The sequence below is a fragment of the Pseudomonas sp. H3_A02 genome (assembly GCF_054671965.1).
Window position 1 is genome coordinate 2,844,852 of sequence record NZ_CP162807.1, and the last position, 12,566, is coordinate 2,857,417.

15 protein-coding genes are annotated in these 12,566 nt (G+C 54.1%); all 15 read left to right on the forward strand.

All coding sequences use genetic code 11. From position 1 onward, the window contains the following. Window positions 1-63 precede the first annotated feature (63 nt). The 15 genes from AB4N80_RS12555 (at window position 64) to AB4N80_RS12625 (ending at window position 12,526) form a co-directional block, all read left to right on the forward strand. Window positions 64-738 (forward strand): hypothetical protein, encoded by a 675-nt coding sequence (locus tag AB4N80_RS12555; protein ID WP_122569406.1) that lies wholly within the window; start codon window positions 64-66, stop codon window positions 736-738. 57 nt (window positions 739-795) lie between these two features. Then, window positions 796-1,158, forward strand: coding sequence for a cytidine deaminase-like fold-containing protein (locus AB4N80_RS12560; RefSeq protein ID WP_205929680.1), 363 nt, complete (start codon window positions 796-798; stop codon window positions 1,156-1,158). Further along, on the forward strand, window positions 1,158-1,556 hold the full coding sequence (locus tag AB4N80_RS12565; RefSeq protein ID WP_163006896.1) for a DUF6911 family protein: 399 nt from the start codon (window positions 1,158-1,160) through the stop codon (window positions 1,554-1,556). Before AB4N80_RS12560 ends, AB4N80_RS12565 begins: the two co-directional genes overlap by 1 nt. Window positions 1,557-1,711: 155 nt before the next feature. Next, window positions 1,712-2,044: a hypothetical protein gene (locus tag AB4N80_RS12570; RefSeq protein ID WP_122569271.1), complete on the forward strand. Its 333-nt coding sequence runs from the start codon at window positions 1,712-1,714 to the stop codon at window positions 2,042-2,044. A 163-nt stretch (window positions 2,045-2,207) separates the two neighbouring features. Beyond that, a complete protein-coding gene (locus AB4N80_RS12575) occupies window positions 2,208-2,759 on the forward strand; it encodes a DUF6990 domain-containing protein (protein ID WP_122569270.1) in 552 nt (183 codons plus the stop codon). A gap of 10 nt (window positions 2,760-2,769) precedes the next feature. Beyond that, window positions 2,770-3,483 carry a hypothetical protein gene (locus tag AB4N80_RS12580; protein ID WP_460082233.1) on the forward strand — a complete coding sequence of 238 codons (714 nt, stop codon included), beginning with the start codon at window positions 2,770-2,772 and terminating at the stop codon, window positions 3,481-3,483. A 90-nt stretch (window positions 3,484-3,573) separates the two neighbouring features. Further along, window positions 3,574-4,020, forward strand: coding sequence for a hypothetical protein (locus AB4N80_RS12585; RefSeq protein WP_460082235.1), 447 nt, complete (start codon window positions 3,574-3,576; stop codon window positions 4,018-4,020). Window positions 4,021-4,089: 69 nt separating this feature from the next. Further along, window positions 4,090-4,446, forward strand: a complete 357-nt coding sequence (locus tag AB4N80_RS12590; protein WP_460082237.1) for a hypothetical protein — start codon at window positions 4,090-4,092, stop codon at window positions 4,444-4,446. A gap of 69 nt (window positions 4,447-4,515) precedes the next feature. Further along, window positions 4,516-5,151, forward strand: a complete 636-nt coding sequence (locus AB4N80_RS12595) for a hypothetical protein (protein WP_460082240.1) — start codon at window positions 4,516-4,518, stop codon at window positions 5,149-5,151. Between the two features lie 29 nt (window positions 5,152-5,180). Further along, window positions 5,181-5,795: a GAD-like domain-containing protein gene (locus AB4N80_RS12600; RefSeq protein ID WP_460082244.1), complete on the forward strand. Its 615-nt coding sequence runs from the start codon at window positions 5,181-5,183 to the stop codon at window positions 5,793-5,795. A 52-nt stretch (window positions 5,796-5,847) separates the two neighbouring features. Then, window positions 5,848-6,717 (forward strand): hypothetical protein, encoded by an 870-nt coding sequence (locus tag AB4N80_RS12605; RefSeq protein WP_305490968.1) that lies wholly within the window; start codon window positions 5,848-5,850, stop codon window positions 6,715-6,717. Window positions 6,718-7,220: 503 nt separating this feature from the next. Further along, window positions 7,221-8,828, forward strand: a complete 1,608-nt coding sequence (locus tag AB4N80_RS12610) for a response regulator (RefSeq protein ID WP_122569266.1) — start codon at window positions 7,221-7,223, stop codon at window positions 8,826-8,828. After that, a complete protein-coding gene (locus AB4N80_RS12615) occupies window positions 8,821-9,513 on the forward strand; it encodes a sensor histidine kinase (protein ID WP_092205395.1) in 693 nt (230 codons plus the stop codon). Before AB4N80_RS12610 ends, AB4N80_RS12615 begins: the two co-directional genes overlap by 8 nt. A 339-nt stretch (window positions 9,514-9,852) precedes the next feature. Further along, complete coding sequence (locus tag AB4N80_RS12620; protein WP_354336447.1) at window positions 9,853-11,094, forward strand: glutamine synthetase family protein; 1,242 nt, start codon at window positions 9,853-9,855, stop codon at window positions 11,092-11,094. 70 nt (window positions 11,095-11,164) lie between these two features. After that, complete coding sequence (locus AB4N80_RS12625) at window positions 11,165-12,526, forward strand: MFS transporter (protein ID WP_122569264.1); 1,362 nt, start codon at window positions 11,165-11,167, stop codon at window positions 12,524-12,526. Window positions 12,527-12,566: the final 40 nt, after the last annotated feature.

Here is a 12,566-nt window from a genome sequence, read left to right on the forward strand (position 1 = left end):
AATCCGCAATGGCTTCTGGAATTGGCCCATTGGCTGCGCTATTACCAAGTAGGAATTTGGCAGTTGTTCTTCTGGGCGGGCCAGTTCGACATTATTGCCAAAGCGGCAGGCAATGATCGACGCCGCCAAAACTACAGCATCCAAACCGCCACCAATATGATGGCCGCCATGGCGATTCTAGGCTGGAAGGATGCCGTCATCCATCAGGGCTATCTCACCCATGCGGCTCTCAACCGTGGGCATCAATTAGTGATTGAGTACGAAGAGCAACACCGCCGCGCCCAAGCCTTTATGCTGCGTGTGTTTGCCGATTGGGTGGGCGATGTCTCGCATCAATGGCCTGCTTATGCTTACGACGAACCTATCTACGAAGCCTTGTTGGCCAAGTGGCGCACTCCCAGCCCCGACGACCTGATGCCCTGCCTGTTGGCCGCGTGTGACCGCCACACTTGGCAAACCGGCAAAGAGAGCCAGAAGAATTCCTACGACTTCAATCAGGACTGGCACTTGGAGCGCGTGCCGGTAGAAATTCTCTATATCCTGCGCCTGCGCCAGTGGGAAGGTTTAGCCAATCCGCAGAAGATTGATCATCCGCTGCTGGCCGCGCCCTTTGACAAAATGCCGCCCGAGCAACCAGTGCCTGAGTTGGACGAGTTAATGCAAGGTGTGCTCAAACGCGCGAGGGAAGACTGGCCACAGTACGATGAAGTGCTGTCTTTGCCAGCATTGAAGAGTTGAATAGGGGCAAAAGCAACTAATCCGAAGGTAAAAGCGGAGGGTGAGGTCAATGGCCAAGTGTTCACCGATGTTAACCAGACGGCCAGACCTGACTCTCAAGCAAAGCCTGATCAGCCGACATTGATAGCTGATCGTGTAAATACAAAAATAGAATCATCTGGTAAACCTTTGCCTAACGCAAATATGGCAACTGCACATGCGGAAATTGGGGTCATACAGCAAGCCTACGATGCCGGGAAAACCCAAGGGGCCGCTATGACTCTAAAAGTTGAGGGGCAAGCTGTGTGTGGTTATTGCCGAGGAGATATTGCAGCGGCCGCGGAGAAGGCCGGCTTAAAGTCTCTTGAGATTAATGAGATTGCTACGGGTAAAACGTTATATTGGAGACCCGGTATGCGTTCTGTTAAGGAGCTAAATTAATGAAGAACTATACTTTGTCGTGGGTGGTTGGTGTCGGTGATCAAGCGAAGGGGGGGAATAAAAAACTGCCTGCTTGGCAAGATGTTGAATTTCATTTAGATGAAATTGAGAAGGAGGGCGGTTCTCTTACCTTGAATGTTGTCGACGGCCCGGATGTGGGGCCACAGTTGTTGCAAGTTTTTTCGGATAATGGTAGGTATGTTTTGTCTTTGGGGGAAGATGATGGTGAGGATTATATTGTGCGTTCTTATTTTAATTCAGGGCTTAAAGGCAGTGAATATGAAATTCTAGGTAATAATTGGAGTGGTGAACTGGTCTGCTTGAATTTTTCCGTCGTAAAAGATGCGTTTGAAGAGTTTTTTCTGACCGGGAATGTTAGTCGAAGTTTGTTGAGTTGAGCGTTTGAGGAAGTGGTTGTCGTTTTTAGGGGGAAGTAAGGGGGAAGAGGACTGGTTTATTAAATTTTTAGGTTTTCAGGTTTCCAAATAAATCTGTTTTCGTTTCTTTTGTCCTATTTTCTTGCTTTTCTTGGTCCCCTTTTCTTGGGTAATTGATGCGTAACGATAGTGAAATTTATAATGGTATTGGCGCAATTTTATTCGATGTCGCTCCAAAAGGGGCGTGTAAGGTTGTGATGCGCGCGCAGTTGGCCCAGGAGGCGGATAGCTGCGAGTACGAATATGATTTCGTAGATGGGCAAGGTAACGTGTCTTGGTTTACCGCTGGAGGGCGTGCAAATACGGATATGCTGAAGCTGTTGGTGGAGCTCCGACATTGGTATTTTGAGAATAAGCTAACGGCAGGTATGTCTGTTTGGAGTGGTTGCGAAGTAACGATTGACTTGGGTGAAGGAAAAATTGGGATTGAATTTATATATTCGCAATGAGTAGGGGGAGTTGTGAGTTTTAAGTCTCTTGGGGAAAGAGGCGGGGCAGGTCGCAATAGAAAAAAGGAGATTTATTGTTTGGACGAAGAGGAGTGGGTGTGTTTGATTATTTGGTTGCTAAATAAATTTTCCTCTGCCTTATAAGCTTTCCTGGGGCAAAGTAATGGAAAGGGAAGATGTTATCTTAATTTTGAGCGAGCAGGGCTGGGCTTGTAGTAAGGATGAAATTGGAGATTATTTTTGTGTCACTGATGTCGGAGGAGTCCAACTTCAGATTATCCCATCTGTAGGTAAGCGCTCGGACCATTTTCGTGTTTCGTTTATGTCTTCCATTTCGTCCAAAAAGTTCTCGGAGGCTGTTTCTTACATATTGGGTGGTGGCGGTGGTAATGTTCCGATTATAGTTAGAAATGAAGCTCCAGAGAAATTGTCTAGTTTTTCTAGTGATGATGTTATTAGATTGTCTGAGAAAGCTATATCTTGGGCTCGCTCTCAGAGTATTGACGAGGGGTTGACGGTTTATAGGGAACTGCCAACTGAAGCTAAAGGTGCGATGCCTATCCGACATTTGGCGGCTCTAGCAATAGCAGGGGATGCTGGGCGTTTAGACGAATATAAAAGGAGTTTTGAGAAAGGCGACAGGCTCGGATTTGTGCCTTACATTACTTCCGATATGATTGATCGAGCCCTCATGATAGCTAAAGAAAGCAAATAATCAGAGCCCCATGAGTGCAGCAGATATAGAACTTTGGTTTTATGCGTGTCCTGATAGAATTTTATCTATAGATCAGCGGCATGCTGAAATCATGGATAGGATGTCTCGGATTGGTGCTCCTTTAGGGTTCGCAGGTCTTGAGCTTCCGGCCGCCCCGAGTTGCGGCGACGGGTTGATTGCTACCTATACTGTTAAGCTTCCCATCAGAGGGCTTCGGTTTGTGGGGGACTATGCGTATCGTGGTGATCGATACATATATGAGGATAGGGCCTCCAATGACGAGCACTTGCGTTTTGGATTTAAAATATCAAACAAGACTATTGATTATAAGCTTGTTGTGAATGAGCATTTGCCAAAAGTGATTGAGGCGTTTAAGGGGTATAAGGCTCATGTGACCTATGATTTGTATGGTCTGTATTATCAAGGAGGGTTGAATGATGATAGCTTGGCTTACAATCGGTTGCGTGAGGATAAAACTATAGATGTTGATGGGCGCAACAATATTTATACGCTATTTCCTGCCCAGTTCTGGGATGCAGTCCTTTGTCAGCGTGCTCTAGGCTATGGCCCTGATGAAGTCATTGCACGACTGCAAGGCAAGTGTCGTATGGCGGTTCGGCTGATGGATGGGGTTTATTTGGTTCTCAATGATGACCCGGGCATGTCCTATGAAACCTTTGTGGAAATGAATGAACAGATCAAGCCGATCTTGGGGTTGGTCTAGCGGGCAGATATTGAAGAAAAGTAGAGAGATTATTTGGGGCAGCCGGGGGCAATGTACCGGCATCATTAAGCCATTGTCCAGGGTTAAGCAATGATCATGCGTTTAGAGGAGGTGGAGAAAGGCCTTGTAGAAAAGCTGAAAGTAGCCAGTGAAAAACAGCGACGAAGTGCGGTAAAGGTAGCCTGTGAGCTTGCTTTTCAGGCCTGCCCAGTAGACGGGCCTATTGTTGCCGAGTCCCTTAAACAACTATGTCTTGGTAGTAAGCTCACGGCCGAGCAGGTTTCTGGGCTAGATAATTTGGCTGCGCAGTTAGATGAGCAGTATTTTGACTTGCAAGACAGCCAGAATGAGGGGCAGAACTTAGATGCAGAAGTCCTTCGGTTGTTTAGCCAGGCGCGTGTTGTATCGGCACTGTCGTTAGCCGGCGGAGAGGATTCGCTTATGACAGCAGCCGAAGCAATATATGAGGCATCATCAGCTGTTGATGATAGAGTTTATATTTTTAAATCCGTACTCTTGGTTTTGCCAGAGTCTTGATGGGGAAAGGGGGTGTTTAACTATTCGGTGTTTAAATAAAGCTGTCTTCTTTTTATGGAGGGTTTTGTAATGATGTTGAAAATTGATTTCCCCCAAAATTTGATTACGGATGAGCTGCTCCGACAGGAGCGGATTCCTTGTGTATGCAAGATAGCCAAAGAGTTTGAGGTTTTTTTTGCGGAAACTATTCCTGAATCGTCTGGAGTGGTGTTGGAGTGGGATCGGAAAGAGTTGGAGTTGAGAGCTGTCGCTGGGGCGGGCGGTCAGTACACACATCATGCTTCTGGTTTGATTACCCTGAAAGGCGCTGGGAATGGAGTTTATGAAATAATTGATCTTGAGATGTTTTATAGGAGTTTTGGTTGGTGTGCGATCTTGAAAAATAGTGAATATGCACCGCCAGGGGACTTTTGGGATGAAGAGTGAAAGCTATGGCTGCGCAGACTTATTGCTGTCTCTGTCAAAGGATGGAAAAAATTAGGCATCAACTCTTTATTGTCGGAATGGTGTGCCTACTGTGAAGGCAAGGCATTTTTTGATAAGGCTCATTTTCTAGGTTTGTTGAAGGTACACAGTAGCGCGGAGGAGCTTAAGCGTATATTTAGCTACTTTCCTTTTTCGGAAGAGTTGGTCGATAGAGCTGGGCGCGTTCTGGCCGCTGGAGAGATGGAAAGCTCTCTTTATCTCTTGCCCAAATGTAGGGTGGAGAAAAGCCAGCTGATTCGGTTGGGTGGGGAGTGGTTAAAGGAGCAAGAAAGGGCATGTGGTGTGCTTGGTAATTTGGAAATTTTCGAGCTTTGCCATAATGCTCAAATATTTTTTGTTGATGCGCAATATATGGAGAGTGTGCTTCAGCAAGATATTCCTCATTACTGGTTGTTTGATGAGGTCGGTGATGCAATCAGGGGAAGTAGGATTGCTGAGAGCGAGCAGGTTTATGCGTTGTTTGAGGCGCTCTATGGGGTGGCTGCGGACTATTATCTTGCTTGGTATATTGGGCGGCCTTTGTTTAAGTTTGATATTGATTTAGAACCCTATTTTAAATTCTGGCGGGCTGGCGGAAGGTGTGCTCTTACTGAGAGTGGATTCTTAGTGGCTAACCAGGAGCAAGGTGGTCAGGTCAGTAGATAAAACTTGGTGTTGAGCTACGGGGGCACAGGGTGCGCGACGAAGATTTTGAGTGTTTCATTGGTGTAATGGGTGAAGCAACATCACATCGGCAGGTGCCTGGCTCCCATATTGTGAAATATCGGGGGATACTACCGGACGCGTTGCTCACCTATTGGCAGAAAGAAGGTTGGTGTGGGTATGCCAATGGACTTTTCTGGACGGTGGACCCAGACGATTACAAACACCTGCTCGATATGTGGTTAGCCGGTACTGAATTTTCGCAGATAGATAATTACCACGTTATTGCCCGGAGTGCTTTTGGAACGCTGTATGCTTGGGGCGAGAAATACAATCAGAAAATTGTGGTTTCATGTCCGACGGGGTCTATCGTCGCGTTGATGAATAAACTGAAAGTGCCTAATAAAGATCCGGATCTAGCCATTCAGACGTTTTTCGCTATGTCTGATAAGGAACGTTATGATCTGGAGGATAATCAAGGTGAGTTTTTATTTGATCGAGCGCTAAAAAAATTGGTTGCACTTGACGAGAGTGAGGTCTACGGTTTTGAGCCGGCATTGTTTGTTGGAGGGACGGCTTCGCTGGATCAGTTGGTTAAGTGCAATTTGAAGGTTCACTTAACGATCCTTCGACAGATGCGTTCATGAGTGAGCACGGTAAGCGGAAGGTCGTTTATTGGCGTAAAAGGAGCACATCGAAATGGATGCAATCAACGTCCGGCTTCATCAGCACCGGCACTGGCTGTCACAGTCGGAAGGCATGACGGCTCAAGAGCTTGATTTTATCGATGAGGACCTTGCCAGCGACTCATTAAACGGATTGGACAATGTGGCTGATTCGCTGGGGATGTTGGCGACCTATCACGGCATTCGGGGCGAAGTCGCGATCAGTGATGGAGAGGCTTCTGGCTGGGAGCAGGTCTCTCGCTCGATGATGTACCGTTATTGGACGCTGATGCTCAAGGCGAAGACTTTCTCCAAAACGAGTTTTCTTCAAGGCCTCCGAACCGTCCCGAACCTGACTAACCAGTTGAGTATTGCTGGGTGCTTGCTGGCCGGGTTGATAGCGGTTGATCGTCGTGATCTGGCTGCATCCGTGGCCGATGTGCTTGCCGGAATGTTGTCTGTCAAAGGCGCCGTCGATTCGAGCTATCTTGAACGGCGTCGATTTGAACCTTTCATGCTCTGGCTTTATTCAGTCTATTCGCAAGGTGCTGCGCTTCCAGAGATCAAGTCGATGGATCTGGGGATTTATCAAAACGTGATAGACGAATGGAAAAATGAGCAGGGGCTTGCTGATGCCCTGGAAGCGCTTTGTCGATATCACTTATCCCACGCTGAGGACGACGGTGGGGCGTGGGACCCTGAGTTCAAATACGCGCCTTTCGATTTGTTGCCCTTGGAGGTCCACGCCATTTTTCAGGTTCGGCAGCAACTTGGTTTGGCTGTTCCAGCTGTTTCGAGTCCTTTGTTGTCCACAGAGACGGCCGCAGTAGAAAACCTGGTCATCATTTCTGATCAGCTTGCTATTCGGGTGGAGACGGCCTACGAGCGTTTCTTCGGGCTTTAGACGCAGGCGCGACCCTTTTTTCAGTTAAGCAATGACATGCGGTGAGCTGAAATGAAGTATTACTTGTTGCGGGAAGATGTGCAGTTTCCCGAACGCTGGTATTTGGGCGATATAAAACACTGCAACAACTGGCTCTTCCCTTCGTGGCGAGGGAGCTTGCTCCCGCTCGGTTGCGTAGCCGCCGCCAAAAAACAGGTCCGCTGCGCGGCCCAGCGGGAGCAAGCTCCCTCGCCACAGGGTCTGTGGTTAGCTGATCCTTCGCACGCGGCTTCTCCCACACCTTCCCCTTAACGGAACGCCATCTCCTGCCGATAACCCGATGAGCCCGGTTGTCTTCTGCGTTTTGGCTCGCAATGTGCGTCACGACACAGCCAGGCCAAGCGGTTGCTGAAATCCCTTGAACGTTGCTGGCTGGTGGCTATCATCTGCGCGCCTCGGGGCTGTGACACGGCATTTCGTTGTTATGCCATTGGGTTATTTTCTTACTTGCCTGGACATCCTCGATGCTGGCGTACCACCAAAAAAGTTTTTTGATCGTCGATGATTTCTCGGATTTCCGCAGTTCGATCCGCTCCATGCTGCGTGAGCTGGGCGTCAAGGACGTGGACACCGCCGACACCGGTGAAGTGGCGCTGCGCATGTGCTCGCAGAAGCGCTATGACTTCATCCTGCAGGACTATCACCTGGGCGACGGGCGCAAGAATGGCCAGCAGGTGCTCGAGGACCTGATGGTCGAGAAGTTGATCAGCCATGAAAGTGTCTTCCTCATGGTGACCGCCGAGACCAGCCAGGCGATGGTGCTCAGTGCCCTGGAGCATGAGCCGGATGCGTACCTGACCAAACCGTTCAACCGCTCCGGCCTGGCCCAGCGGCTGGAACGGCTCGAGCAGCGCAAGACCCTGCTCAAGCCGATCCTGCAGGCCCTCGATCGTGGCAAGCCGATGGAAGTGCTCAATGCCTGCATCGCCCTGTGCAAGCAGGACCCGCGCTACGGGCCGTTGTGCCTGCGTTATCGCGCCGATGCGTTGCGTGACCTGAATCAGAACGAGGCCCTGGAGCGACTGTACAACTCCATCATCGCGGATCGCCCGTTGCCGTGGGCCTACGCGGGGCTGGGCAAGTTGATGTTCAAGCGCGGCCAGGTGGGGCAGGCCAAGACCGTTTATGAAAAGGCCCTGAAAGTCTTTCCGATGATGCCGGCGTTGTACGACGGCATGGCCGAAGTGTTGATGGCCGAAGGTGACACCAAGCAGGCGCAGCACGTGCTGGAAGAGGCGGTGCGCCTGTCGCCGCTGGCCGTGCGTCGCCAATCGTTGCTGGGCAAGCTGGCGATGACCAACGAAGACTACGACACGGCTTCCCGGGCCTATCGCCAGGCGGTCGGGCAGGGCGCGCAGTCGCGCTTCAAGGACCCGGAAAGCAACCTCGGCCTGGCCCATGCGCTGATCAGCAAGGGCAGCGAAAAAGGCCTCGACACGCGGACCCGGCTGGAGATCAACACCACTCTCAGCGCCGTGGCGAAGGAAAACCTCAACGATCCGGGGTTGCAGGTGCGGGCGCGGCTGATGAAGGCCACCAGCCTGTTGCTCAACGATGCCGAAACCGCCGAGAAGCTCACTGAACAAGCCTTGCAACGCCTCGATGGCATGGAGCAGTTCATGAGCGCCGAGGCCGCATTACTGGTGGCCAAGCAGTTGCAAATGCTTGGCCAGACCAGCGCCGGCGAGTCGATGCTCAAGAACTGCGCGGAAATCTACGGTGATGACCCGACGGTGATGCAAGGCATCGCCAAGCTGACCGACGACCCGAACATCCTCAACCAAGGCAATGCCGCCGCCGAGCTGAACCGCGAAGGCGTGCGGGTCTACAAGACCGGCGCATTGCCGGAGGCGCGGGAGCTGTTCCGCCGCGCGCTGAAGATGCAACCGAAGAACATCAGTATTGCCCTGAACATGGCGCAATCGCTGCTGCATGGCACCGACACCAGCGTGGAGTCGGAACTGCTGCAGGAGTGCCGCGCCTGCCTGAAACTGGTGGGCATGATGCCCGACACCGATGCGCGTTTTGCGCGTTATCAAAAACTGCGAAGCAAGGCATTTGGCGATGAATGACAGCGAACAGGCCCTCGATTTTTCCACGGTGATCGCGTCGACCGTGCACGACATGAAAAACTCCCTGACCTTGCTCATGCAGGCGCATGGGCAATGGCTCGAGCGCTTGCCCGAATCCGAGCGGCAGACCTCGGAGCAAGGTGTCATTGAGTTCGAGTTCGCCCATCTCAATGGCCTCATGGTGCAGTTGCTGGGGCTGTACAAGCTCGGCGTCAACCAGTTGCCGTTGCACCCGGCCTACCATGAGCTGGACGATTTCATCGAGGCGCAACTGGCCGGTCATCAGGATGTGTTCCGCAGCCGCGGGATCATGGCCACCTACGACGTCGATCCGCTCAGCCCCTTGGGCTTTTTCGACCGTGAGCTGGTGGCCTCGGTGCTCGACAACTGCATCAACAACGCCATTCGCCATGCGCGCCAGGCGCTGTTGATCAGTGTGAGCGACGAAGCCGGGCAACTGGTGCTGACCATCAACGACGACGGCGACGGTTACCCGCCAGAAATGATCGAGCGTCAGGCCGAGTATGTGCAGGGCATCAACCACAGCAGCGGCAGCACTGGGCTGGGCCTGTACTTCGCCGCGCGGATCGCCGGCCTGCACCAGCGCGGCGGCGTGAGCGGGCGGACCGAGATTGCCAATGGCGGTGTGTTGGGCGGTGGGGTGTTCCGGCTTTATCTGCCCTGAACATGCCCTCCATAAATACCCCTGTCACCACAAATCCCCTTGTGGGAGCGGGCTTACTCGCGAAAGCGGTGCATCAGTCACACATTTGCTGACTGATATACCGCTTTCGCGAGCAAGCCCGCTCCCACATTTTCCGCACTCGGTGTTTATTGCCTCCGGGCGCTTGATATTCCGAACAGCCGGAGCCTATTTTGTACGGGTTGCCGTTCGCGGCTCGCACATAACAAGGATTGCGCCATGACGACCGATGGCCAGCGTTCACTCGCGCAGCGACTGACGGGCATTGATGAGATTGAATGTGTCACGCCGGATTTGAATGGCGTGCCGCGGGGCAAGGTGATGACTGCCGAGGGTTTCCTCGAAGGCCGGCGGTTGCAGCTGGCGCGAGGCGTGCTGCTGCAATGCATCATGGGCGGTTATCCGCCGTCGCGTTTCTACGGCAGCGACGACGGCGACCTGGCGCTGGTGGCCGACCCGAAACAGATCCACCGCCTGCCCTGGAGCCAGCAGCCCCGTGCCCTGGCAATCTGCGACGCCGACGAACTGACCGGAGAAAGCTCCCGGCTCTCGACGCGCGGCCAGCTCAAGGCCGTTGTCGCACGTTATGCCGCCCTTGGCCTGGCGCCGGTGGTGGCGACCGAGCTGGAATTCTTCGTGTTCGCCCCCAACCCCGACCCGACCCAGCCGTTCCAGCCGCCAATGGGCCTGGATGGACGTCGCGAAGACGGCCACTCGGCATTCAGCATCAGTTCCAACAATGGCCTGCGCCCGTTCTTCAGTGAAGTCTATGCCTGCATGGCGACGCTGGGCTTGCCTCGCGACACCTTCATGCATGAAATGGGCGTGAGCCAGTTCGAGATCAATCTGCTCCACGGCGATCCTTTACTGCTGGCCGACCAGACGTTCCTGTTCAAGCACCTGCTCAAGGAAGTGGCCCTCAAGCACGGCCTGACCGTGGTCTGCATGGCCAAGCCCCTGGCCCACACGCCGGGCAGTTCGATGCATATCCACCAGAGCGTCGTCGAGGCGGACAGCGGTCGCAACGTCTTCAGCGACGAAGCGGGTGAACCGACGGCCGCGTTCCGGCATTTTATCGGGGGGCAACAGGCGTGCCTGGCGGACTTCACCGCGTTGTTCGCGCCGAACGTGAATTCTTACCAGCGCCTGTGCCACCCGTTCGCCTCACCGAACAATGCCTGTTGGTCCCATGACAATCGTTCGGCCGGCCTGCGGATCCCTGCCAGCTCGCCGGTGGCCCGGCGGGTCGAGAATCGCTTGCCCGGGGCCGATGCCAACCCCTACCTGGCGATTGCCGCCAGCCTGGCCGCCGGGCTGTATGGGATCGAACATCACCTGGAGCCGAGCGCGGCGATCCAGGGCGAATTCGAAGTGCCGGATAATCTGTCGCTGCCATGTACCTTGCATGCCGCCCTGGAGCGTCTGAAGCGTAGTCATCTGGCGAAGGAACTGTTCGGCACGGAGTTCATCGAAGGCTACATCGCTTCCAAGACCCTGGAGCTGACCAGCTTCTTCGATGAAATCACCCCCTGGGAGCGACGTGTCCTGGCGGCCCAGGCATAAAGAACCGCCGCATTCGGGCTATCTTCAACAGATAGCCCTTACTCACCGCAAGGAGCCGCTCGGAACGCCGATGCGCCAAATCTGGAAACCTTTTCGAGCGCTTTATTTCGCCTCGCTGATGATGTTGATCGGCTCGGGCCTCTTGAGTACTTACCTGGCCTTGCGCCTGGCCGCCGACCATGTGGACAGCCTCTGGGTCGGTGCGCTGATGGCCGCCAACTATTTCGGCCTGGTGCTGGGTGGCAAGATCGGCCATCGGCTGATCGCCCGCGTCGGGCACATCCGCGCCTATTCGGCCTGCGCCGGGATCGTCGGGGCGGCGGTGCTGGGCCATGGCCTGGTGGACTGGCTGCCGGCCTGGATCGTGCTGCGGATGATCGTCGGCCTGGGCATGATGTGCCAGTACATGGTCATCGAGAGCTGGCTCAACGAACAGGCCGACGCCAAGCAACGTGGCGTGGTGTTCAGTGGCTACATGATCGCCTCCTACTTGGGCCTGGTGCTGGGCCAGTTGATCCTGGTCATGCACCCGTCCCTGGGGCTTGAGCTGCTGATGCTGGTGGCGCTGTGTTTTGCCTTGTGCCTGGTGCCGGTGACACTGACCCGGCGAATTCACCCGGCGGCGCTGCATCCGGCGCCCATGGAGCCGCGCTTCTTCATCAAGCGGGTGCCGCAGTCATTGAGTACGGTGCTGGGCTCCGGGCTGATCGTCGGCTCGTTCTATGGCCTGGCGCCCCTGTATGCCTCTCAGCAGGGCCTGTCGACCGAGCAGGTCGGTCTGTTCATGGGGAGCTGCATCTTTGCCGGGTTGCTGGTTCAGTGGCCTCTGGGCTGGCTGTCTGACCGTTACGACCGGGCGCTGCTGATTCGCTGCTTTGCGCTGGTCCTGACGATCTGTGCACTGCCGTTGGCGATTCTTCCGACGGTGCCGTTGGAGGTGCTGTTCGTCGCCGGGTTCTTCTGTTCGCTGGTGCAGTTCTGCCTGTATCCGCTGGCGGTAGCCTTTTCCAACGACCACGTCGAAGCTGATCGAAGGGTGTCCCTGACTGCGATGCTGTTGGTGACCTATGGCGTTGGCGCCAGTATCGGGCCGCTGGTGGCCGGCGTGCTGATGAAGATGTTCGGCAGCCAGATGCTCTACGGCTTTTTCGCCTTCTTCGCCTTGGTGCTGGTGTGGCGGATCCGGCCGAAAGCAGTGACCAACCTGCATCAGGTCGATGACGCGCCGCTGCATCACGTGGCAATGCCGGACAGTATGTCGAGTTCGCCTTTGGTGGCGTGCCTCGATCCGCGGGTGGACGAGCAAGTGGTCCAGGAGCAGATGCAGACGCCGATCAATCCGGAGGTGGAGCCCGAGCCCGCCACTGAGACCGCGGCGGAAGCTGAAGTGCAGGACCCTGAGCCCCCCAGCTTTACCCAGGCCAGGCCTTGAAACAGACATAAAAAAACGGGCAGTCACCGCAAGGGACTGC